General features: G+C 69.1%; 15 protein-coding genes. 11 read left to right on the forward strand and 4 right to left on the reverse strand.

Features of this window, described 5'->3' with window-relative positions; all coding sequences use genetic code 11:
* Window positions 1–51: 51 nt before the first annotated feature.
* Window positions 52–3,852 carry a GH92 family glycosyl hydrolase gene (locus ACZ4VA_RS08775; RefSeq protein ID WP_356174457.1) on the reverse strand — a complete coding sequence of 1,267 codons (3,801 nt, stop codon included), beginning with the start codon at window positions 3,850–3,852 and terminating at the stop codon, window positions 52–54.
* A gap of 442 nt (window positions 3,853–4,294) precedes the next feature.
* On the opposite strand from ACZ4VA_RS08775, the gene ngcE reads away from it, so the two are divergent.
* The 10 genes from ngcE (at window position 4,295) to ACZ4VA_RS08825 (ending at window position 17,965) form a co-directional block, all read left to right on the forward strand.
* Entirely contained in the window at window positions 4,295–5,740 is a 1,446-nt protein-coding gene (gene ngcE / locus ACZ4VA_RS08780; RefSeq protein WP_355781779.1) for an N-acetylglucosamine/diacetylchitobiose ABC transporter substrate-binding protein, read from the forward strand.
* Between the two features lie 34 nt (window positions 5,741–5,774).
* Complete coding sequence (locus ACZ4VA_RS08785) at window positions 5,775–6,707, forward strand: carbohydrate ABC transporter permease (protein WP_355781775.1); 933 nt, start codon at window positions 5,775–5,777, stop codon at window positions 6,705–6,707.
* Window positions 6,708–6,721: 14 nt separating this feature from the next.
* Window positions 6,722–7,657, forward strand: coding sequence for a carbohydrate ABC transporter permease (locus tag ACZ4VA_RS08790; RefSeq protein WP_355781773.1), 936 nt, complete (start codon window positions 6,722–6,724; stop codon window positions 7,655–7,657).
* Between the two features lie 260 nt (window positions 7,658–7,917).
* Window positions 7,918–9,117 (forward strand): ROK family transcriptional regulator, encoded by a 1,200-nt coding sequence (locus ACZ4VA_RS08795; protein WP_355781770.1) that lies wholly within the window; start codon window positions 7,918–7,920, stop codon window positions 9,115–9,117.
* Window positions 9,118–9,250: 133 nt separating this feature from the next.
* Window positions 9,251–10,348: an ABC transporter substrate-binding protein gene (locus ACZ4VA_RS08800; RefSeq protein WP_355781785.1), complete on the forward strand. Its 1,098-nt coding sequence runs from the start codon at window positions 9,251–9,253 to the stop codon at window positions 10,346–10,348.
* 180 nt (window positions 10,349–10,528) lie between these two features.
* On the forward strand, window positions 10,529–11,317 hold the full coding sequence (locus tag ACZ4VA_RS08805; protein ID WP_355781767.1) for an ATP-binding cassette domain-containing protein: 789 nt from the start codon (window positions 10,529–10,531) through the stop codon (window positions 11,315–11,317).
* On the forward strand, window positions 11,314–12,606 hold the full coding sequence (locus ACZ4VA_RS08810; RefSeq protein WP_468080509.1) for a sugar ABC transporter permease: 1,293 nt from the start codon (window positions 11,314–11,316) through the stop codon (window positions 12,604–12,606). Before ACZ4VA_RS08805 ends, ACZ4VA_RS08810 begins: the two co-directional genes overlap by 4 nt.
* 228 nt (window positions 12,607–12,834) lie before the next feature.
* Complete coding sequence (gene dxs, locus ACZ4VA_RS08815; protein ID WP_356174464.1) at window positions 12,835–14,757, forward strand: 1-deoxy-D-xylulose-5-phosphate synthase; 1,923 nt, start codon at window positions 12,835–12,837, stop codon at window positions 14,755–14,757.
* 145 nt (window positions 14,758–14,902) lie between these two features.
* The gene (locus ACZ4VA_RS08820; protein WP_355783905.1) at window positions 14,903–16,426 is read left to right on the forward strand and encodes an amino acid permease; all 1,524 of its coding nucleotides are present in this window, start codon (window positions 14,903–14,905) and stop codon (window positions 16,424–16,426) included.
* A gap of 72 nt (window positions 16,427–16,498) precedes the next feature.
* Window positions 16,499–17,965, forward strand: coding sequence for an ArnT family glycosyltransferase (locus ACZ4VA_RS08825; RefSeq protein WP_355783908.1), 1,467 nt, complete (start codon window positions 16,499–16,501; stop codon window positions 17,963–17,965).
* On the opposite strand, the gene ACZ4VA_RS08830 is transcribed toward ACZ4VA_RS08825, so the two are convergent.
* Window positions 17,956–18,339: a PIN domain-containing protein gene (locus ACZ4VA_RS08830; RefSeq protein ID WP_355783910.1), complete on the reverse strand. Its 384-nt coding sequence runs from the start codon at window positions 18,337–18,339 to the stop codon at window positions 17,956–17,958. The genes ACZ4VA_RS08825 and ACZ4VA_RS08830 overlap by 10 nt on opposite strands.
* 90 nt (window positions 18,340–18,429) lie before the next feature.
* Between ACZ4VA_RS08830 and ACZ4VA_RS08835 the strand changes: the two genes are divergently transcribed.
* Window positions 18,430–19,443, forward strand: coding sequence for a PLL family lectin (locus ACZ4VA_RS08835; RefSeq protein ID WP_468080734.1), 1,014 nt, complete (start codon window positions 18,430–18,432; stop codon window positions 19,441–19,443).
* Window positions 19,444–19,541: 98 nt separating this feature from the next.
* Here the strand turns inward: ACZ4VA_RS08835 and ACZ4VA_RS08840 are convergent, their stop codons facing one another.
* Window positions 19,542–21,668, reverse strand: a complete 2,127-nt coding sequence (locus ACZ4VA_RS08840) for a 3-hydroxyacyl-CoA dehydrogenase NAD-binding domain-containing protein (protein WP_356174467.1) — start codon at window positions 21,666–21,668, stop codon at window positions 19,542–19,544.
* Window positions 21,665–22,891, reverse strand: coding sequence for a thiolase family protein (locus ACZ4VA_RS08845; RefSeq protein ID WP_355783915.1), 1,227 nt, complete (start codon window positions 22,889–22,891; stop codon window positions 21,665–21,667). Before ACZ4VA_RS08845 ends, ACZ4VA_RS08840 begins: the two co-directional genes overlap by 4 nt.
* Window positions 22,892–23,160: the final 269 nt, after the last annotated feature.

Below are 23,160 nucleotides of genomic sequence, written 5' to 3' on the forward strand. Positions count from 1 at the left end.
CGGGCACGGAGGAGATCTCCGCGCCCGCCCCGCCCCCGTGCGGGACGTGTCTCAGGACAGCAGCTCCACCTCCGCCAGCGTCGCCTCGCCGGTCAGGACCAGGCGGTAGTGCGCGTACGAGCGCGGAGTCGCCACCGAGAACGCCCGGGTCTGCCGGTCCCACGTGAAGGACTGGCCGGAGCGTTTGTCGAGCGTCGTCCACTCGGTACCGTCGGAGGAGCCCTGGAGGGTCCAGCCGGTCGGTGCCTTCGTGTGGTCCGCGGAGGTCAGCGTGTACTGAACTCCCTTGGTGCGCGCGGCGACCGGCAGCTCCACCGACGTCACGCTCGCGTTCGTCGCCGAGGTGTTGTCGAAGAGCGCGCCGTCACCCTTGAGCGTGTCCGCCCGCGGCGAGGGCACCTTGTCGTCCTGCGTGACGGACACCGGCGCGTCCTTCTTGCCGGTGCCCCAGGCGGACGGCTTCGAGCCCATGTCGAACTCCAGGACCCCGCCCTTGGCGATCAGCGAGTGCGGCAGGGAGGTCGACTTCCAGGTCTTGCCGTTGACCTTCAGACCCTGCACGTACACGTTCTTCGCGCTGTTCCTCGGCGCCTTGACCACCAGGTCCCGGCCGTTCTCCAGGTGCACGGTGGCCTTGGTGAACAGCGGGGAGCCGACGGCGTACTCGCCGCTTCCCATCACCAGCGGGTAGAAGCCGAGGGAGGAGAAGAGGTACCAGGCCGACTGCTCGCCGTTGTCCTCGTCGCCGTGGTAGCCCTGGCCGATCTCGCTGCCGGTGTAGAGGCGGGACAGCACCTCGCGGACGTTCTTCTGCGTCTTCCAGGGCTGGCCCGCCGCGTCGTACATGTAGTTGACGTGGTGCGCCACCTGGTTGGAGTGCCCGTACATGCCCATCCGGACGTCACGGGCCTCCGTCATCTCGTGGATGACCCCGCCGTACGAGCCGACGAACTCCGGCGAGGCCGTCTCCGGCGTCGCGAAGTAGGTGTCGAGCTTGTCCGCCAGGCCGCCGCGCCCGCCGTACAGGTTCGCGAGACCCCGGCTGTCCTGGGGCGCGGTGAACGCGTAGCCCCAGCCGTTCGTCTCCGTGTAGTCGTAACCCCACACGCGCGGGTCGTACTTGGAGGACTCGACCCGCCAGTCGCCCTTCGCGTCGCGGCCCTGGAAGAACCCGGCCTTGGAGTCGAAGAGGTTGACGTAGTCCTGGGCCCGGTTGAGGAAGTACGCGGACTCCTCCTTGTACTGCTTCTTGCCCGTCTTCTTGTAGAGGGCCTGGCCCATCTTCGCGATGCCGTAGTCGTTGAGGTAGCCCTCCAGCGCCCACGACAGGCCCTCGTGGGTGTCGGTGCTCGTGTAGCCGAGGAAGGGCGAGGTCGACATGCCCTTGCGGCCGACGCCGGAGGACGGCGGGACGACGGTGGCGTTCTTCACGGCCGCCTTGTACGCCGACTCCGCGTCGAAGTCGACACCCTTCACGTACGCGTCCGCGAACGCCACGTCGGAGGACGTGCCGGTCATCAGGTCCGCGTAACCGGGCGAGGACCAGCGCGATGTCCAGCCGCCGTCCTTGTACTGCTGGACGAAGCCGTCGACCATCTCGCCCGCCTGGCCGGGGGTCAGCAGCGAATACGCCGGCCAGGTGGTCCGGTAGGTGTCCCAGAAACCGTTGTTGACGTACACCTTGCCGTCGACGATCTTCGCGCCGGTGTGCGTCGGGGTGTCCGGGTTCGGCATCGCCGAGAACGGCGAGGCGTACTGGTACTTCGAACCGACCTTCTCGAAGCCGGAGTTGGGGTACAGGTACAGCCGGTACAGGCTGGAGTACAGCGTGGTCAGCTGGTCGGGCGTCGCGCCCTGCACCTCGACCTTGCCGAGGATGCGGTCCCACTGCTGCTGGGCCCGCGTCCTCACGTCCTGGAACGACGTGCCCTCCGGGATCTCCTGACGCAGGTTGTCCTTGGCCTGGTCGATGCTGATGAGCGAGGTCGCCAGCCGCAGGGTGACCGAGTGGTCGGCGCCCGGCTTGAACTTCAGGTAGCCCTTGACGCCCGACGACGTGCCCTCCGTCACCGGCGCGTCGAAGACGCCGTACACGAACAGCCGGGTGGCGCCGGTGGACAGCCCGGACTTCACGTCCGAGTAGCCGGTGAACGTCCCGCTCTCCTTGTCGAGCGTGAGCCCGGCCTGGTCGGTGACGTTGTCGAAGACGACGCTCGCGTCGTCACCGGGGTAGGTGAAGCGCAGCGAGGCGGCGTGGTCGGTCGGCGCCATCTCCGCCTTCAGACCGTTCTCGAACGTGACGCCGTAGTAGTACGGGCGGGCCGTCTCGTTCTCGTGCCGGAAGGCGAGCGCGCGGGCGGCCCGGCCGGTGTCGGGGGCGCCGGACGCGGCCGACGGCATCACCTGGAAGGTCTGCCGGTCGCCCATCCACGGGCTCGGCTCGTGGCTGGCGCTGAACGCCTGGATGGTGGGCAGGTTGTCCGCGTTGTTCGAGCGGGCGTAGTCGTAGAGCCAGCTCAGCGAACCCGCGTTGGTGACCGGCGTCCAGAAGTTGAAGCCGTGCGGCACGGCCGTCGCGGGGAAGTTGTTGCCGCGCGAGAAGCCGCCGCTGGAGTTGGTGCCGCGGGTGGTCAGCGCGTAGTCCGACAGATGCGCCTTGGGCTTCGCGGGCGCGACGGCCTTCACGGCGATGTCGTCGACCCAGCCGCGGAACTTCGCCGGTCCCTTGGGGGAGTCGTAGGCGACGAGTATCCGGTCCACGGTGCGGCCCGCCGCGACGGACCCGATCCGTGAGCGTACGTCGTTCCACTGGTTGACGTACAGGACCTTCGAGGCGCCCTGACCTTGCGGGGTGAGCGCGAAGCCGTGCTGGTCCGTGGCGTTCAGGCCGCTCAGCCGGGTGCCGTCGGTGAAGACCAGGTCCACCGACACGTTCGTGGCGTCGTAGTCCCGGTCGCCGTCCGCCATCGACGGGAAGATCCGGTACGACAGCTCGGTGTCGCGGCCCACCGCGACGTTCACGTCGAAGACCTTGTTGTACGAGTAGGCGCGGCCCTCGGGCTTGTGCGTGCCCGCGTAGCGCAGGGCCCGCTTGCCCGTGAAGCCGGCGCCCGCCTTGGCGGTCGGGGAGCCGCTGGGACCCCGGTCGACCAGCGAGAGCATGTCCTTGGGCGCCGGGTCGTCACTGCCGCCGACGGAGAACTGGAGGTCGGAGAGCTGCGTTGCGTCCGAGGCGCCGTTGTTCTTCGTGACCTGCCACCGGAAGTGCTGGTACTCGGCCGGTGCCGCGAGGTCGTAGGACTTGGTCTGGAACCGCGCCGAGAACGTCTCGCCCGAGCGGCTGTCGAGGTCCTTCCAGTCCTTGCCGTCCGTCGAGCCCTGGAGCGTCCAGTCCTTGGGGTCGCGTTCGTCGTGGTCGTTGGCGGACGTCAGCGCGTACGTGACGAGCTTGACGGGGGCGTCCAGGTCGAACTCGACCCAGCCGGTGGACGCGAAGGTGAGCCACTTGGTGCTCGACTCACCGTCGACGAGGTTCTCCTTCACCTCGCCGCTGCCCGCGTTCTCGCCGCTGGCGCGCAGGTCCGTGACGTGGTCGGAGACGTTGCCCGGGATGCCGCTGCTGTAGCCGCCGTCCACCCCCGAGGCGTTTTTCGTACCGTCCGCAGCGGTATCGACCGTATTCAGCCAGTCCGGTGCGGGATCACCTGTTTCGAAGGAGGAGGCGAACTCCTGGTCCGCTGCCGCCTTTTCGGCCGGCCGCGCGAAGGCGGCGCCCTGTGAGGCCACCACCAGAGCGAAGGCGGCCGTCGCGACGACCGCCGAAGAACCCCGTCTGAGCCGAGCTCTCTGCATGCGTGAGTACCCTCCCTGCGCTTCGGACAACGTTGTCAAAATCGCTGCGCAAGGACCAGTAGGGAGTCAAGTTGCCAGGGATGTCAAGGGTGTTGGATGCGGCATTCGGGCCGGATGTCAAGGATTTCTCTCGGAGGGAGTGCCGGAGCGCCCCATATTTCCGTGAGGTCTCAACTCGGAAAAGACCCACGGGCAAACCTGCATTCGATCTTGCTCCCCTGGCGGGAAGTGGACTATACCTGTCGGCGTCTGCTCCGCCGTCTCCGATGGTGGGGGACAGGCAGGACCCGGGGGGAATCGTGATGTCACGGACCGCGCCCAGCGCGCGCAATGCCGTGCCGTCCCGCTGAATCCCCCACGCACGACCCCAGCTTCACCACACCGCGGTGCCGGGGAGGATCCGGTTCACCGCCTGAGTCCTGGAGAAGGCGAGGACTTGAGCATGGGATCCACTTCCGCCGAGAACAGCAACACCGAGGGTGTCGGCCGCCGCGATCTGATCAAGCGGTCCGCCGCGCTCGGCTTGATCACCGTCCCCACGATGGGCTTCCTGTCCGCGTGTGCCAGCGGCGGGGGCGACGAGGGCTCCGGCGACGAGAACAAGGGCAAGACCAGCAAGAAGAACCCCTTTGGTGTGGAAAAGGGCAGCAAGCTCGACGTCGTCGTCTTCAAGGGCGGTTACGGCGACGAGTACGCGAAGGCGTGGGAAGCCGCGTTCGACAAGAAATGGGGCACCAAGAGCGCCCACACCGGCACCCAGGAGATCACCGGCAAGCTCCAGCCGCGCTTCAACAACAACACCCCGCCGGACATCGTCGACGACTCCGGCGCCCAGCAGATCAAGCTGGACGTGCTCTACAAGAACGACCAGCTCCTCGACCTCGCCGAGGTGCTCGACGCGCCGTCCATCGACGACCCGTCCAAGAAGGTCCGCGACACCCTCATCCCCGGCACGCTCGACCCGGGCCTGCAGGGCGGCAAGGTGGTGTCCCTCAACTACATCTACACGGTGTGGGGCCTGTGGTACTCCGGCAAGCTCTTCAAGGAGAAGGGCTGGGAGCCTCCGAAGACCTGGGACGACTTCCTCGCCATCTGCAAGGACGCCAAGTCGCAGGGCATCGGCGGTCTCGCCCACCAGGGCAAGTACCCGTACTACATCAACGTCGCCATCATGGACCTGATCGCCAAGAAGGGCGGTCTGGACGCCATGAAGGCGATCGACAACCTGGACCCCAAGGCGTTCGTCGGCAGCGACGCGGCCCAGGCGGCCGTCGAGGCGATCTACGAGATCGTCGAAAAGGGCTACCTGATGCCGGGCACCAACGGCCTCACCCACACCGAGTCGCAGACCCGCTGGAACCAGTACAAGGCCGCCTTCATCACCTCCGGCTCCTGGCTGGAGAACGAGCAGCTCAAGCAGACGCCGGAGGACTTCGACATGAAGTTCCTGCCGATGCCCGTCCTGCCGGACAGCGCGCTGCCCTTCGAGGCGATCCGGGCCGGCTCGGGCGAGCCCTTCATCATCCCGAAGAAGGCCGGAAACCTGCCGGGCGCCAAGGAGTTCATGCGGTCCATGCTGTCCAAGGAGTGGTCGACGGTCTTCGCCCAGAAGGCGAACTCCCTCACCATCCTCAAGGACGGCGTGGCCGACGGCGTTCAGCTGCGCCCCGGTACGCAGTCCACCGTCGAGGCCTCGAAGGCGGCGGGTGACAACACCTTCAATTACCTGTACATCAACTGGTACAGCGAGATGGGCACCGCCATCGAGAACGCGTCCAACGAGCTGATGTCCAAGCGAATTCAGCCCAAGGAATGGCTGAAGCGGGCCCAGCAGGCGGTCGACAAGGCGGCCAAGGACCCGGAGTCCAAGAAGAACCACCGCGACTGATCACGCTCACCCGGAACACCAGGGGCAGGATGCCATGCGAAAAGGGCAGTACCGGTTCGTCGCGGGGTTTCTCCTCGCACCATTGGCTCTGTATCTGATCTTCGTGATCTGGCCGTACGTACAGACCATCGGCTACTCCTTCACCGACTGGAAGGGCCAGTCGCAGACGTTCAGTTTCGTCGGTCTGGACAATTACAAGACCTTGTTCCAGGACGACGTCTTCCTCGGAGCGATCTGGCACAACATCCTGTTCCTGCTGTTCATCCCGGTCGTCACCATCCTGCTCGCCCTCTTCTTCGCCTTCATGGTGAACGCGGGCGGGCGGGGCGGTGCCGGCGGAGTGCAGGGCGTGACGGGCTCGGGTTTCTACAAGATCGTCTATTTCTTCCCGCAGGTGCTTTCGCTGGCGATCCTCGCGGTGCTCTTCGGAGCGGTCTACCGCAGTGACGGCGGCGGTCTGCTCAACGGCGTCCTCATCAAACTCGGACTGGTCGACGCGGACAGTCCCGTCGAGTGGATGAACGAGCCCAACATGGTGCTCTGGTGCCTGGTCGCGGTGGTCGTCTGGCACGGCGTCGGCTTCTATCTGGTGCTGTTCTCGGCCGCGATGCAGTCCATCCCGAGGGACATCTACGAGGCGGCGCTGCTCGACGGCGCCAAGCGCGCCCAGACCTTCTTCCGGGTCACCCTGCCGCTGCTGTGGGACACCGTGCAGACGGCCTGGGTCTACCTCGGCATCATCGCGATGGACATGTTCGTCCTGGTCTCCACCATGACCCAGGGAACGGGTTACGGCGGCGGTCCCGACCACCACAGCGAAGTGATGTCCAACGTGATGATGCGCAACTTCCTGTACTACGGGAAGAGCGGCTACGCCTGCGCGATGGGCGTCATCATGCTCCTCCTCACCCTGATCCTGTCCGTGGTCACGCTGCGCGCCACCCGCCGCGAGCGCATCGAGTTCTGAGCGGGAGAGAGAACATGAGCGCACCCATCAAGGAGCCGACCGCGGTCGGCTCCGGCGTCCCCGGCCAGCGGTCGGTCAAGAAGGCCCCGCCGCGCCCCGGAGACCGGCGCAGCGAGGGACTCACCCTCAACGTCTTCTCGCACGGATTCCTCGCCCTGTGGGCCGTGCTGATCATCCTGCCCCTGATCTGGCTGGTGCTCGGGTCCTTCAAGACCGACGCGCAGATCGGCGGTTCGGCGCTCAGCTGGCCGACCAACTGGCAGCTCGACGTCTTCGGCAGGGCCTGGGACAAGGGCATCGGCGACTACTTCACGAACACGGTCGTCGTGCTCGTCTTCTCGGTCCCGCTGACCATGCTGCTGGGCTCGATGGCGGCCTACGTGCTGGCCCGCTACGAGTTCCCGGGCAACCGGCTCATCTACTACTTCTTCGTCGGCGGGGCGATGTTCCCCGTGTTCCTCGCGCTCGTGCCGCTCTTCTTCATGGTGAAGCGGCTGGAGATGCTGAACACGTACCAGGGTCTGATCCTGGTCTACATCGCCTACTCGATGCCGTTCACCGTCTTCTTCATGCACGCCTTCTTCCGCACGCTGCCGCACGCGGTCTTCGAGGCGGCGGTGCTGGACGGCGCCTCGCACACCCGGGCGTTCTTCCAGGTGATGCTGCCGATGGCCAAGCCGGGACTGCTGAGCGTAGGCATCTTCAACGTGCTCGGCCAGTGGAACCAGTACATCCTGCCGTCGGTCCTCATGCAGCCGCAGAGCGGCGGGGATCCGGAACGGTACGTCCTCACCCAGGGGCTCATCCAGCTCCAGCAGCAGCAGGGGTACGCGACCGACCTGCCGGTCCTCTTCGCCGGCGTGACGATCGCGATGATCCCGATGCTGGTCGTCTACCTGTCCTTCCAGCGCCAGGTCCAGGCCGGCCTCACCTCGGCCACGCTCAAGTAGCCCCGGGCATCCGACCGGTCCGGACCGCGCACGCGCCTACGCCACCTCCCGACGCGGGGGTGGCGTACGTGTGTCCGGCCGGTGACGGAGACGGAACGGTGATCGCCCCGTCCCGATTTCCGTCAAGGACTTGACTGCGGTAACCCGTTCAGCGGAGCTTGGAGTTCACAACTTGTAAGTGACCCGGGTCCCATTGATGTGGCCCGGGTCACACGGGCGGCATCGGCGCCGCCCGGCTGAGGGCAGGAGTGGATGAGTCGATGGAGACTCCGGGGTCGCAGTCGTCGCTGCACCGAGCAAATCTGGAGCGCGTCGTCCGTGCGGTGCGCCTTGCCGGGTCGCTCACGCAGGCGGAGATCGCGAGGACGACGGGCCTGTCCGCAGCGACGGTCTCCAACATCGTGCGTGAGCTCAAGGACGGCGGGACGGTCGAGGTCACGCCCACGTCGGCGGGGGGTCGCAGGGCCCGCAGCGTCTCGCTCAGCGGCGACGCCGGCATCGTCATCGGCGTGGACTTCGGGCATACGCATTTGCGCGTCGCGGTCGGGAATCTCGCCCATCAGGTACTGGCCGAGGAGTCCGAACCGCTCGACGTCGACGCCTCCGCCGCGCAGGGTTTCGACCGGGCCGAGGAGCTGGTCAGCCGCCTGATCGCGGCGACAGGAGTCGACCGGTCGAAGATCGCCGGCGTGGGGCTCGGCGTGCCCGGCCCGATCGACGTCGAGTCCGGCACGCTGGGGTCCACCTCGATCCTGCCCGGCTGGTCCGGCACCAGGCCCGCCGAGGAGCTGCGGGGGCGGCTCGGCGTGCCGGTGCACGTGGACAACGACGCCAACCTGGGAGCTCTGGGCGAGCTCGTGTGGGGCAGCGGCCGCGGTGTGCGGGACCTGGCCTACATCAAGGTCGCGAGCGGTGTGGGCGCCGGATTGGTGATCAGCGGCAAGATCTATCGTGGCCCGGGTGGCACAGCGGGAGAAATCGGGCATATTACTCTTGATGAGTCCGGCCCGGTCTGCCGTTGCGGTAACCGCGGCTGCCTGGAGACCTTCGCGGCGGCGCGCTACGTGCTGCCGCTCCTCCAGTCCAGCCACGGCACGAATCTGACCATGGAGGGCGTCGTCAGGCTGGCGCGGGACGGTGATCCGGGCTGCCGTCGGGTGATCGCCGACGTAGGCCGCCACATCGGGAGTGGAGTCGCGAACCTCTGCAATTTGCTGAACCCGAGCCGGGTGGTCCTCGGCGGCGATCTCGCCGAGGCCGGGGAGCTGGTTCTCGGGCCCATAAGGGAGTCTGTCGGCCGGTATGCGATCCCCAGCGCCGCGCGTCAACTCTCGGTGTTGCCAGGGGCTCTTGGAGGCCGTGCGGAGGTCCTCGGGGCACTCGCTCTCGCACTCAGCGAGATGGGTGATTCGACCCTTTTGGACGGGTCTCTGACGGCCGTCACTCCTGCCTTCACTTAGAGAACGGATGGCACCGTTGCCATCTCGTTAAGGATTTACTTCTTGACGTCGCACGTGCGGCCGAGTTGACTTCCAGCCACCTCGGCCGCAACGTCGCGGCCTCGTCAGGGAGGTTTCTGAAGTGAACACGCGTATGCGTCGTGCCGCCGTTGCCGTCGCCGCTGGTGCGATGGCCGTTTCGCTGGCCGCTTGTGGCAGTGCGGACAAGGCCGACGGTGGAAGTGACAGCTCTAGCTCCGCCAAGAAGGGCGACGCGATCAAGGTCGGTCTGCTCCTCCCGGAGAACCAGACCGCGCGGTACGAGAAGTTCGACAAGCCCTTGATCGAGAAGAAGGTCAAGGAGCTCACGAACAACAAGGGCGAGGTCATCTACGCCAACGCCAAGCAGGACGCCAGCACGCAGAACCAGCAGGTCGACACGATGATCACCAACAAGGTGGACGTCCTCATCGTGGACGCGGTCGACTCCAAGGCCATCGCGAGCTCGGTGAAGAAGGCCGACGAGGCCGGCATCCCGGTCGTCGCCTACGACCGCCTCGCCGAGGGCCCGATCAAGGCCTACACCTCCTTCGACAACGAAGAGGTCGGCAAGACGCAGGGCGAGGCCCTCCTCAAGGCCCTTGGCGACAAGGCCAAGGACGGCAAGATCGTCATGATGAACGGTTCGGTCACCGACCCGAACGCCGCGCTCTTCAAGAAGGGCGCCCACTCCGTCCTCGACGGCAAGGTGAACGTCGGCAAGGAGTACGACACCAAGGAGTGGAAGCCGGAGAACGCCAACTCCAACATGGAGGGCGCCATCTCGGCTCTCGGCAAGAAGAACATCATCGGCGTCTACTCCGCCAACGACGGCATGGCCGGCGGTATCATCACCGCCCTCAAGGCCGCCGGCATCAAGGTCCCGGTCACCGGCCAGGACGCCGAGCTCGCGGGTGTGCAGCGCATCGTCGCCGGTACGCAGTACATGAGCGTCTACAAGCCGTACGCCCCGGAGGCCGACGCCGCCGCGGAGATGGCCGTCGCGCTCGCCCAGGGCAAGTCGCTCGACTCGGTCGCCAAGGACAAGGTCGACAGCCCCACCACCAAGCAGGTCCCGTCGGTGCTCGTCCCGGTCACCTCGCTGACCCAGGACAACATCAAGGACACCGTCGTCAAGGACGGCGTCTACACGGTCCAGGACATCTGCACCCCCGCCTACGCGGCGGCCTGCAAGAAGGTCGGCCTCGAGTAGTCAGCCGGTAGTCGCCGTTCGGGTACGGGAACCCTGTTCCGGTTCCCGTACGGGACCCGCGTACTGAAGCTCCTCCGGCGCCCCGCATCCAACAGCCCCGCAAGCTAGGGCGGGGCGCCGGACGGAACACCCCCCTCCAAACTTCTGCACAACCTCCCGCCGGGTCAGGCGGCGAAGGAGATGGTTCACGTGTCCGCTACGCCTGTTCTGGCGTTGCGCGGGGTCTCCAAGCGATTCGGTGCCGTCCAGGCGCTCACCGATGTAGAGCTTGAGGTCCACGCCGGTGAAGTGGTCGCCCTGGTGGGCGACAACGGCGCCGGAAAGTCCACGCTGGTGAAGACGATCGCCGGCGTGCATCCCATCGATGAGGGCGTCATCGAGTGGGACGGCAAGTCCGTCTCGATCAACAAGCCGCACGACGCCCAGAACCTGGGCGTGGCGACCGTCTACCAGGACCTCGCGCTGTGCGACAACATCGACGTGGTCGGCAACCTCTACCTGGGCCGTGAGCTGAAGAAGCGCGGCGTCCTGGACGAGGTCGAGATGGAGCGCCGCTCCCGCGAGCTGCTGGACACGCTGTCCATCCGCATCCCCAGCGTCCGCATCCCGATCGCCTCGCTCTCCGGCGGTCAGCGCCAGACCGTGGCGATCGCCCGTTCGATGCTCGGCGAGCCCAAGCTCGTCATCCTCGACGAGCCCACCGCGGCTCTCGGCGTCGAGCAGACCGCGCAGGTCCTCGACCTGGTCGAGCGCCTGCGCGAGCGTGGCCACGCCGTCCTCCTCATCAGCCACAACATGGCGGACGTGAAGGCCGTGGCCGACAAGGTCGCCGTCCTGCGCCTCGGGCGCAACAACGGCGTCTTCGAGGTCAAGTCGACCTCCCAGGAAGAGATCATCTCCGCCATCACGGGCGCCACGGACAACGCCGTGACCCGTCGTGCGGCGCGCAATGGGGAGGCTCAGAAGTGAGCATCGACAAGACCTCTGAGACCCCTGAAGAGCACCTGGTGGCGAACCCCGAGGCGGCCGCCAAGGCCGTCACCGTGGTCGACCCCCGGCTCCTCGTCCGCGAGCAGGGCCTCGCGGGCTACGTGTCCGAGTTCAAGCGCAAGATGAAGTCCGGCGACCTGGGTTCCATCCCGGTCGTCATCGGCCTGATCATCATCTGGGCGATCTTCGCGAGCCTGAACTCGAACTTCCTCACCGCGGGCAACCTGTCCGACATCTCCGTCGCCATGGTCGGCACGGGCATGATCGCGGTCGGCATCGTCTTCGTGCTGCTGCTCGGCGAGATCGACCTGTCGGTCGGCTCGGTCTCCGGTGTCGCGGGCGCCGCCTTCGCGGTGCTCAACGTCACCCACGGCATGAACGAGTGGCTGGCCTTCGTGCTGGCCATCCTCACCGGCACCGTCGCGGGCACCATCCACGGCTTCGTCTTCGCACGGATCGGTGTGCCGGCCTTCGCCGTCACCCTGGCGGGTCTGCTGTTCTGGAACGGCTTCATGCTCCAGATCCTCGGCAGCAACGGCACCATCAACCTGGACAGCGAGGGCGTCGTCGCCAAGCTGACCAGCTACTACTTCACCGATGTGGCCGCCGCCTACGTCCTCGCCATCGTCGTGACCGCGGTGTACTTCCTCACCTCGTTCTTCGGCAACCGCCGTAGCGAGGCCGCGGGCGTGCCGTCCCAGCCGCTCAGCGAGATCATCGTGCGCACCGCGCTGCTCGGGATCCTCGCGTTCGCCGTGGCGATCCTCTACAACCAGTACAAGGGCCTGCCCCTGGCCGTGGTGATCTTCATCGCGGTGCTGCTGTTCACGGACTTCGTCCTGCGCCGTACCTCCTACGGCCGGAAGATCTTCGCGCTCGGCGGCAGCGTCGAGGCCTCCCGGCGTGCCGGTATCAACGTGGAGATGGTCCGGATCTCGGTCTTCGCGATCTCCGGCACCTTCGCCGCGATCGGCGGTCTGTTCATCGCCTCGAAGATCGCCTCCGCCAACCAGGGCGCCGGCGCCGGTGACCTGCTGATGAACGCCATCGCGGCGGCCGTCATCGGTGGCACCAGCCTCTTCGGCGGCCGCGGCCGCACCTGGAACGCGCTGCTCGGTGTCCTCGTGATCGTCTCGATCCAGTACGGCCTCGCCCTGGAGGGCATCGCCTCTCCGGTGCAGTACATGATCACCGGTGGCGTGCTGCTGGCGACCGTCGTCATCGACGCCGTCACCCGCAAGACCCAGAAGACGGCGGGCCGCGCCTAGCGGCTCCCGGCCCTTCCGGCCCCGGATCGAAGTGCCCGGCACCAATGGCGGTGCCGGGCACTTCCCTGTCCCCGTACCCCTGCGTCCCGCGGTGGAATGCTCGTACGAGAAGATTTACGTCCGTTCGCGTGACGTACAACGCATGGCCCGGGCACCGTCGGCAAAGGCGGAACATTAGACTCGACAGACCCGGCAAAGCTCGAACAGCTCTATTGCAAGGAGGCACGGGTGCCGCTGCTGACCCGCATCAGGGGACCGCGCGATCTGGACCGGCTCAGCCTGGAAGAGCTGACGCAGCTGGCCGAGGAGATCAGGACCTTCCTGGTCGAGGAGGTCTCCAAGACCGGCGGCCACCTCGGCCCGAACCTCGGTGTCGTCGAGCTGACCATCGCCCTGCACCGCGTCTTCGAGTCGCCGAAGGACAGGGTCCTGTGGGACACGGGCCACCAGTCCTACGTCCACAAGCTGCTCACCGGCCGTCAGGACTTCTCCCGCCTGAAGATGAAGGGCGGCCTCTCCGGCTACCCCTCGCAGGCCGAGTCCGAGCACGACGTCATCGAGAACTCGCACGCCTCCACGGTCCTCGGCTGGGCCGACGGCCTCGCCAAGGCCAACGAGGTGCTGGAGCGGGACGACCACGTCGTGGCCGTCATCGGCGACGGAGCCCTCACCGGCGGCATGGCCTGGGAGGCGCTGAACAACATCGCCGCCGCCAAGGACCGCCCGCTGGTCATCGTCGTCAACGACAACGAGCGCTCCTACGCGCCCACCATCGGCGGCCTCGCCAACCACCTCGCGACCCTGCGCACCACGGACGGCTACGAGCGCTTCCTGGCCCGCGGCAAGGACCTCCTGGAGCGCACCCCGGTCGTCGGCCGCCCCCTGTACGAGACCCTGCACGGCGCCAAGAAGGGGCTCAAGGACTTCATCGCCCCGCAGGGCATGTTCGAGGACCTGGGCCTGAAGTACGTCGGCCCGATCGACGGACACGACATCGAGGCCCTGGAGTCGGCGCTCGCCCGCGCCAAGCGCTTCGGCGGCCCGGTCATCGTGCACTGCCTCACCGAGAAGGGCCGCGGCTACCAGCCCGCCCTCCAGGACGAGGCCGACCGCTTCCACGCCGTCGGCAAGATCCACCCGGACACGGGCCTGCCGGTGGCCTCCTCCGGCGCGGACTGGACCTCGGTCTTCGGCGAGGAGATGGTCAGGCTCGGCCAGGAGCGCGAGGACGTCGTCGCCATCACCGCCGCGATGCTCCAGCCGGTCGGCCTCGACAAGTTCGCCAAGGCCTTCCCGAAGCGGGTGTACGACGTCGGCATCGCCGAGCAGCACGGCGCCGTCTCCGCGGCCGGCCTCGCCACCGGCGGACTGCACCCCGTCTTCGCCGTCTACGCCACCTTCCTCAACCGCGCCTTCGACCAGGTGCTGATGGACGTGGCCCTGCACCGCTGCGGCGTCACCTTCGTGCTCGACCGCGCCGGCGTCACCGGCACCGACGGCGCCTCCCACAACGGCATGTGGGACATGTCGATCCTCCAGGTCGTCCCGGGCCTGCGGCTGGCCGCCCCGCGCGACGCCGACCAGGTCCGCGCCCAGCTCCGCGAGGCCGTGGACGTCGACGACGCCCCGACCGTCGTCCGCTTCTCCAAGGGAGCCGTCGGTCCCGCGGTGCCCGCCGTGGGCCGCGTCGGCGGCATGGACGTGCTCCGCGCCCCCGGCACCGACGCCCCCGACGTGCTGCTCGTCTCCGTCGGCGCCCTCGCCCCGATGTGCCTGGAGATCGCCGCCCTCCTCGACAAGCAGGGCATCTCCACGACCGTCGTCGACCCGCGCTGGGTCAAGCCCGTCGACGAGGCCATGGCCCCGCTCGCCGAGCAGCACCGCGTGGTCGTCACCGTCGAGGACAACTCCCGCGTCGGCGGCGTCGGCTCGACGATCGCGCAGGCCCTGCGGGACGCCGGTGTCGACGTGCCGCTGCGCGACTTCGGCATCCCGCCGCGCTTCCTCGACCACGCCTCCCGCAAGGAGGTCATGACGGAGATCGGCCTGACCGCCCCGGACATCGCCCGCCAGGTCACCGGGCTCGTCGCCAAGCTGGACGGCCGCTTCGAGCGCGCCTCCGCGCACGCCGTGGAGTCCGCGCGCGACTGACCCTCCGCTGCGCCATTGGGCCGGTTCCGCCTCCCTGTACGGGTGGTGGGACCGGCCCGTTCGCGTGAACCGGCCCGTGCCGGGGCATGCGGAGCTCAAACCCCCTCGGATCATGTCGAGGACGACGAGCGTGGGAGGTACACCCGTGAGCAGCACCCTCTTCAGAACGAAGAAGGTCGAACAGTCGATCTTGGACACTGAGGAGCCGGAGCACGCACTCAAGAAGTCGCTGTCCGCTCTGGATCTCACCGTGTTCGGCGTCGGTGTCATCATCGGCACCGGCATCTTCGTCCTCACCGGCACGGTCGCCAAGAACAACGCGGGTCCGGCCGTGGCCCTGGCCTTCGTCGTCGCCGGTGTCGTCTGCGCGCTGGCCGCGCTCTGCTACGCCGAGTTCGCGTCCACCGTCCCGGTGGCCGGATCGGCGTACACCTTCTCGTACGCCTCCCTGGGCGAACTGCCCGCCTGGATCATCGGCTGGGACCTGGTCCTGGAGTTCGCGCTCGGCACGGCGGTGGTCGCGGTCGGCTGGTCCGGCTACATCGCCTCGCTGCTCGACAACGCCGGATGGCATCTGCCCGACGCGCTCAGCGGCCGTGAGGGGGCCGACGGCTTCGGCTTCGACATCCTGGCCGCCGCCCTCGTCCTGGTGCTCACCGCCATCCTCGTGATCGGCACGAAGCTTTCCGCGCGGGTCACCGCCGTCGTCGTCGCCATCAAGGTGACGGTCGTCATGGTCGTGATCATCGCGGGCGCGTTCTTCATCGAGGGGAAGAACTACGACCCCTTCATCCCGAAGGCGAAGCCCGTGGACGCGGGCAGCGGGCTCGACTCCCCGCTGATCCAGCTGATGTTCGGCTGGGCGCCCTCCAACTTCGGTGTGATGGGCATCTTCACCGCCGCCTCCGTCGTCTTCTTCGCCTTCATCGGCTTCGACGTCGTGGCCACCGCCGCCGAGGAGACCCGCAACCCGCAGCGCGACATGCCCCGCGGCATCATCGGCTCCCTCATCATCTGCACCGCCCTGTACGTCGCGGTGTCGATCGTCGTCACCGGCATGCAGAACTACAAGCAGCTGTCCGTGGACGCCCCGCTCGCCGACGCCTTCAAGGCCACCGGGCACCCCTGGTTCGCCGGCTTCATCAGCTTCGGCGCCGCCGTCGGCCTCACCACCGTCTGCATGATCCTGCTGCTCGGCCAGACCCGGGTGTTCTTCGCGATGAGCCGCGACGGGCTGCTGCCCCGCTTCTTCTCGCGGGTCCACCCGCGCTTCAAGACCCCGCACCGGCCGACCATCCTGCTCGGCGTGGTCATCGCGATCCTGGCCGGCTTCACCAGCCTGAGCGAGCTGGCGGAGTTGGTGAACATCGGCACGCTGTTCGCCTTCGTCGTCGTCGCGATCGGCGTGATCATCCTGCGCCGTACGCGTCCCGAACTGCCCCGCTCCTTCCGCACCCCGCTGGTGCCGGTGCTGCCGATCGTGTCGGTGCTCGCCTCCCTGTGGCTGATGCTGAACCTGCCCGCCGAGACCTGGCTGCGGTTCGGCATCTGGATGGCGATCGGGTTCCTCGTGTACTTCCTGTACGGGCGCTCCCACAGCCGCCTCGGCAGGAGCCAGCAGGCCGCGGCGGCCGGCTCCGTGCCCCCGCCCGGCCGCACCACCGAGTGACCCGACCGATTTCCGATCCGGCCCCGTATGTCCCGCTCAGGCGGGACTGCGGGGCCGGATAGCGTGCACCGTATGCTCGCCGGCCCCCTCGCCCCCGCACGCTCCCTGCCCGGCTCCCGGCGGCTCGGGCGCCGCGCCTACTGGGGGCGGCTGGTGCCCGCGCTGGCGCTGCTGGCCTGCGCGACCCGCGTGCCCTCCTTCCTGCGGCCGCTGTGGAACCCGGACGAGGGATTCCTCGCCGTCCAGGCGCGGCTCCTCGCGGACGGCGGAGACCTCTACGAGACGGTCGTGGACCGCAAGCCGCCGCTGCTGCCCTGGCTCTACCAGGGCGCCTTCGCCGTCTTCGGCTCCGGATCGCTGACCCCCGTACGGGTCCTCGCCGTCGTCGCCCAGCTGCTGACCGCGCTGCTCCTGGCCTCCCTGGCACGGCGCAGATGGGGCGCCGGAGCCGGCCGCACGGCGGGGACGCTGTACCTGCTGGCCTCCGTCGGGCTCAACCCCGAGGACGCGCAGGCCGCGACCTTCGAGGTGTTCATACTGCCGTGCACGGCGGCCGCGATGTGGTGCGCCGACCGGCGCCGCTGGGGCGCGGCGGGAGCCGCCGTCGCCTGCGCGTTCCTGGTGAAGCAGACGGGCGGCGCGGTACTCGTGCCGGTGCTGTGGCTGCTGTACCGGGACGGCGCGGGACGGGCCGCCGCACTGCGCACGGCGGCCGGCGCCACCCTGCCGGTGCTGGGCGCCGCGCTGCTCACCGGCCCGGCCGGCTTCCTGTTCTGGACGGTCACCGGCTCGGGCTCCTACGCGAGCTTCACCGGGTCGGGACCGCACGTGCTGACCCGGGCGGCGGTCAACACCGCGATCCTCGCCGTGGCCTGCGCGGGGCTGATCCCGCCCGTCGTCCGCGCGCTGCGCCTCACCCGTACGGGACCCGCGGACCTGTGGCTGTGGCTGGGCACCTCCGTCGTGGCGGTGTCCGCGGGGTTCCACTTCTTCGGCCACTACTACCTGCAACTCCTCCCGCCGATCGCGCTGCTGGCGACGGCGGCGCTCCAGATCCTGCCGCGGGAGCGCCTGGTGACGGCGGTGCTGACGTCGGCCTGCTGCTGCGCGCTCTTCCTCTCCTGGGGCGCTCTCGCCCCCCGGTCCGACCTCACACACGCGCAGCGCCTCGCCGACACGGTGGCCCGCCGGACGGCACCGGGCGACCGCGTCCTGGTGTGGGGCATACACCCGGAGGTCTACTGGCTCGCCCACCGCGAGCCCGCCAGCCGCTATCTGACGGCCGGTCTGCTCACCAACTACAGCGGCGGGCGCGACGGCCCCCGGGTGGGCGAGAGGTACGGCGTGGAGGGCACCTGGCCGGTGTTCCGCGAGGAGATGGCCGCCCGCCCGCCGGCGCTGATCGTCGACGACTCGCGCGGCCGGCCGTACCGCCCCGAGCGGGTGCCCTCACTGCGGCGGCTGCTGGCCGAGCGGTACGTGGCCGTCGGCGAGGTCGCCGGGGCGGTGCTCTACGTACCCGCCCGGGGTCAGGACTGACCGTTCACCGCGCGCGGACCCACGACCTCCGCGCCGACCGCGGTCACCCGGTCCCGCAGTGCGCGATCGGCGGTGACGACGAGACGGGCGCGGTCCGGTGACGCCGACGCCAGTTCCACGATCCGGTCGTCGCCGCTGCCCGGGGCGTCCTCGACGCGCACCCCCGGGACGGACTCCACGCCGCGGGCCGCGCCCTCCAGCACCAGGACGATCTCCACAGGGCCGGGCCGGCCGGGCAGCCCGTGCTCCGCGAGGCCGGCGAGCCGGTCCCGCAGGCGTACGGCGGCACCCCGGCGGTCGCGCCACCAGCCGTCGGGCACGGAACCCACCACGTTCGCGCCGTCCACGATGAGCAGGGTCGTCACGGTCGTCATGGGGCCACCCTGCCAGAGTGCCCGCCGCCCGGGAGGCCCCGTCCACGCCCGCCGGGACCGCCGAATTAGAGTGAGCCTGTGTCGACGGTGGTGAACGGGGGCTGGTTCCTGCGCGGGCGCGACGGCAGGCTGAGCGTGTACCTGCTGTCCGACGCCGCTGTCCTGTGCCGTGCCGAGCGCGGGCCCGGGGGCCCCTGGGACCCGGCGCGGGTCGTCGGCGGCGACCAGCGCCTGCATCCCGTGCTCGCCGTCGGCCAGGGGGCGGACGGCTACGCCCATCTGGTGTCCTGGCGGCCGACGGTCCCCAAGGAGTCGGGCCTCGTCCACTCCACGCACTTCCGCGCCCGTCTCGCGGCCCTGGACTGGGTCCCGCTCGGACACCCGGACAGGACCGGCGACCGCACCGGCATCCCGGCCGTCGCCGTCGACGCGCAGGGCCGGGCCCACGTCTTCGTGCGCAACGGGAGCGGCGGGGTGAGCATGCTCGGCCAGAAGGAGAAGGGCGGCTGGGGACCCTTCCGCGACCTCAAGGGACAGGACGTCCACACCGGCCTCGCCGCCGTGACGGGGGAGTCGGGCCGGGTCGAGCTGTACGCCTGCGCCCCGGGCGTGCTGCTGCACTGGCGGCAGGAGGAGCCCGGCGCCCAGCCGGTCCTGCACGAGACCGTGGAGGCCCCCGTACGGCCCGGCACGCTCCGCGCGCTCGCGACCTCCGCCGAGTCCACCTCGCTCTTCTACACGGACGAGTCGGACGCGCTGTGCGTCTGGCGCCCGGGCACCGATCCCGTCGCGCTGCTCGCCGCCGCGGGACCGGGCCCCGTCGCGGCCGTCCGCACCGAACTGGACGGCCACGACTGCACGTTGCTCGCCCAGATCGCGGCCGACGGCCGGGTCGCCTTCGCCGCCTATCCGACCGAGGAGGAGGCCGCGGGCGCCTGGTGGGCGCCCTCGGGCCCCCGGCTGCCCGACGGCGCCGTGGTGTCGCTGACCAGGGACGAGGAGGACCGCGTGGTCGCGGCGAGCCTCGCCCCGTCCGGCGAACTCCTCGTCACCCGCCGCAAGGACGAACCGGGCCTCGCCCTGGAGGCATGGCGGGCGGTGTGAACGCCGTGACCGGGCCGGGGAGTTCGGGTCCGGCCCCGTGAACGCCGTTGCCCGGCACACCAGTCGGCGTGCCGGGCAACGGGTGACTCGGGCGGCGGTTACGCGGGAACGCTCGCCACGCCCGGCGCCAGGAACTTCTTGCCGTTCACCCGCTCCGAGACGCCCTCACGGTCCAGGTACGGCGTGATGCCGCCCAGGTGGAAGGGCCAGCCGGCGCCGGTGATCAGGCAGAGGTCGATGTCCTGCGCCTCGGCGACGACACCCTCGTCGAGCATGAGCCCGATCTCCTGGGCGACGGCGTCGAGCACGCGGTCCCGGACCTGCTCCTCGGTCAGGACGACGTCGCCCTGCTTCAGCAGCGCGGCGACCTCCGGGTCCAGCTCCGGCTTCCCGGAGTCGTAGACGTAGAAGCCGCGCTTGCCCGCCTTGACGACGGCCGCGAGGTTCGGGGAGACCGTGAAGCGGTCCGGGAAGGCCCGGTTGAGGGTCTCCGAGACGTGCAGGCCGATCGCGGGGCCGACCAGCTCCAGCAGGACCAGGGGAGACATCGGCAGGCCCAGGGGCTCCACCGCCTTCTCCGCGACCTCGACGGGGGTGCCCTCGTCGATGACGTTCTGGATCTCGCCCATGAAGCGGGTGAGGATGCGGTTCACGACGAACGCCGGGGCGTCCTTCACCAGGACCGCGGTCTTCTTCAGCTTCTTGGCGACGGCGAAGGCCGTGGCCAGCGAGGCGTCGTCGGTCTGCTCGCCGCGCACGATTTCCAGCAGCGGCAGGATCGCGACCGGGTTGAAGAAGTGGAAGCCCACCACCCGCTCGGGGTTCTTCAGCTTCGACGCCATCTCCGAGACGGAGAGCGAGGAGGTGTTGGTGGCGAGGATCGCGTGCGCCGGGGCGACCGCCTCGACCTCCGCGAACACCTGCTGCTTGACGCCGATCTCCTCGAAGACGGCCTCGATGACGAAGTCGGCGTCGGAGAAGCCCTCGGCCTTGTCCAGCACACCGGTGACCAGGGCCTTGAGGCGGTTGGCCTTGTCCTGGTTGATGCGGCCCTTGCCGAGCAGCTTCTCGATCTCGGCGTGGACGTAGCCCACACCCTTGTCGACGCGCTCCTGGTCGATGTCCGTGAGGACGACCGGGACCTCCAGGCGGCGCAGGAACAGCAGCGCGAGCTGGGAGGCCATCAGACCGGCGCCGACGACACCGACCTTGGTGACCGGACGCGCGAGCGACTTGTCCGGGGCACCCGCAGGACGCTTGCCGCGCTTCTGCACCAGGTTGAACGCGTAGATGCCGGCGCGCAGTTCGCCGCCCATGATCAGGTCGGCGAGCGCCGTGTCCTCGGCGTCGAAGCCCTGCTGGAGGTCGCCGTTCTTGGCGGCGGCGATGATGTCCAGGGCGCGGTAGGCGGCCGGGGCGGCGCCGTGCACCTTGGAGTCCGCGACGAAGCGGCCCTTGGCGACGGCCTGGTCCCAGGCCTCGCCGCGGTCGACCTCGGGGCGCTCGACGACGATCTCGCCCTTGAGGACGGACGCCGTCCACAGCAGGGACTGCTCCAGGAAGTCGGCACCCTCGAACAGGGCGTCGGCGATGCCCAGTTCGTAGACCTGGTGGCCCTTGAGCTGCTTGTTCTGGTTGAGCGAGTTCTCGATGATCACCGAGACGGCCTTGTCGGCGCCGATCAGGTTCGGCAGCAGGGCGCAGCCGCCCCAGCCGGGGACCAGGCCGAGGAAGACCTCGGGGAGCGAGAAGGCCGCGATGGACGCGGAGACCGTGCGGTACTTGCAGTGCAGGCCGACCTCGACGCCGCCGCCCATCGCCGCGCCGTTGTAGTACGCGAAGGTGGGGACCGCGAGGCCGGACAGGCGCTTGAAGACCTCGTGGCCGCCCTTGCCGATGGCGAGCGCGTCGTCGTGGTTCTTCAGCAGCTCGACACCCTTGAGGTCGGCGCCGACCGCGAAGATGAACGGCTTGCCGGTGAGGCCGACGCCGACGATCTCGCCCGCCGCGGCCTCCCGCTCGACCTGGTCGATCGCGGCGTCGAGGTTCGCCAGCGACTGCGGGCCGAAGGTGGTCGGCTTGGTGTGGTCGAAGCCGTTGTCCAGCGTGACGAGCGCGAAGCGCCCGCCGTTGAACGGCAGGTCGAGGTGGCGTACGTGCGCCGAGGTCACGACCTCGTCAGGGAACAGCTCGGCTGCGCCCTTCAGGAGTTCAGCGGTGGTCACTTGTCGCCTCCGGCGTCCTTGTGGTGCGGGTTCTCCCAGATCACCGTGGCGCCCATGCCGAAGCCGACGCACATGGTGGTGAGGCCGTAACGGACCTCCGGCTGCTCCTCGAACTGGCGGGCCAGCTGCGTCATCAGACGGACGCCGGAGGAGGCGAGCGGGTGGCCGAACGCGATGGCGCCGCCGTACTGGTTGACGCGCGCGTCGTCGTCCGCGATGCCGTAGTGGTCCAGGAAGGCGAGGACCTGGACGGCGAACGCCTCGTTGACCTCGAAGAGGTTGATGTCCTCGATCGACAGGCCGGCCTTGGCGAGGGCCTTCTCGGTGGCCGGGATCGGGCCGTAGCCCATCACCTCGGGCTCGACGCCCGCGAAGGCGTAGGAGACCAGGCGCATCTTGACCGGCAGGCCGTGCTCGCGCGCGAAGTCCTCGGACGCGATGATCGACGCGGTGGCGCCGTCGTTCAGACCGGCGGCGTTGCCCGCGGTGACCCGGCCGTGGACGCGGAACGGCGTCTTGAGGCCGGCCAGGTTCTCCAGCGTCGTACCCGGGCGCATCGGCTCGTCGGCGGTGACCAGGCCCCAGCCCGTCTCACCGACCTCCGCGTTGGTGTTCCGCACCGAGATCGGCACCAGGTCGGCCTGGATCTTGCCGTTGGCGTACGCCTTGGCGGCCTTCTCCTGCGAGCGCACGGCGTACTCGTCGGCGCGCTGCTTGGTGATGTGCGGGTACCGGTCGTGCAGGTTCTCCGCGGTCATGCCCATGAACAGGGCCGACTCGTCGACCAGCTTGTCCGACACGAAGCGCGGGTTCGGGTCCACGCCCTCGCCCATCGGGTGGCGGCCCATGTGCTCGACACCACCGGCGATGACGGCGTCGTACGCGCCGAAGGCGATGGAGCCCGCGGTGGTCGTGACGGCGGTCAGCGCGCCCGCGCACATGCGGTCGATGGAGTAGCCGGGGACCGACTGGGGGAGCCCGGCGAGGATGCCGGCCGTGCGGCCCAGCGTCAGGCCCTGGTCACCGATCTGCGTGGTCGCGGCGATGGCGACCTCGTCGATCTGCTTGGGGTCCAGGCCGGGGTTGCGGCGCAGCAGCTCCCGGATGGCCTTCACGACGAGGTCGTCGGCGCGGGTCTCGTGGTAGATGCCCTTCGGGCCCGCCTTGCCGAACGGGGTGCGGACGCCGTCGACGAAGACGACGTCCCTGACGGTACGAGGCACGATGGCTCTCCTCCAGATGCGGGATGGCACTGCTGCGCGGCGCATACGCCTGAGCGCGCGCTCACCCCTTCATGCTACTTGCGGGTAACCATGCTGCCCAGTCCCCCGGCCGGGAGCGGCGAAGGTCACACACGGAGCGCGGCGCCGAGGCGTCCCGCGAGGGCCCGGGGGAGCGGTGGGCAGTCCCGCACCGCACCCCGGGACGCCGCTACCGCCGCCAGGGGTGCAGCGGACGGCCGCCCGGGATCTTGGCGTGAACTCGACGTCGC

It is taken from the genome of Streptomyces sp. NPDC028308, assembly GCF_055565855.1.

What these genes read in the sequence shown, in the direction of transcription:
- ACZ4VA_RS08790 (WP_355781773.1), top strand. Translation starts at nt 6,722, where the DNA reads ATGAGCGCACCCATCAAGGAGCCGACCGCGGTCGGCTCCGGCGTCCCC.
- ACZ4VA_RS08785 (WP_355781775.1), top strand. Translation starts at nt 5,775, where the DNA reads ATGCGAAAAGGGCAGTACCGGTTCGTCGCGGGGTTTCTCCTCGCACCA.
- ACZ4VA_RS08805 (WP_355781767.1), top strand. Translation starts at nt 10,529, where the DNA reads ATGGTTCACGTGTCCGCTACGCCTGTTCTGGCGTTGCGCGGGGTCTCC.
- ACZ4VA_RS08825 (WP_355783908.1), top strand. Translation starts at nt 16,499, where the DNA reads ATGCTCGCCGGCCCCCTCGCCCCCGCACGCTCCCTGCCCGGCTCCCGG.
- ACZ4VA_RS08795 (WP_355781770.1), top strand. Translation starts at nt 7,918, where the DNA reads ATGGAGACTCCGGGGTCGCAGTCGTCGCTGCACCGAGCAAATCTGGAG.
- ngcE (WP_355781779.1), top strand. Translation starts at nt 4,295, where the DNA reads ATGGGATCCACTTCCGCCGAGAACAGCAACACCGAGGGTGTCGGCCGC.
- ACZ4VA_RS08800 (WP_355781785.1), top strand. Translation starts at nt 9,251, where the DNA reads ATGCGTCGTGCCGCCGTTGCCGTCGCCGCTGGTGCGATGGCCGTTTCG.
- ACZ4VA_RS08830 (WP_355783910.1), bottom strand. Translation starts at nt 18,339, where the DNA reads ATGACGACCGTGACGACCCTGCTCATCGTGGACGGCGCGAACGTGGTG.
- ACZ4VA_RS08775 (WP_356174457.1), bottom strand. Translation starts at nt 3,852, where the DNA reads ATGCAGAGAGCTCGGCTCAGACGGGGTTCTTCGGCGGTCGTCGCGACG.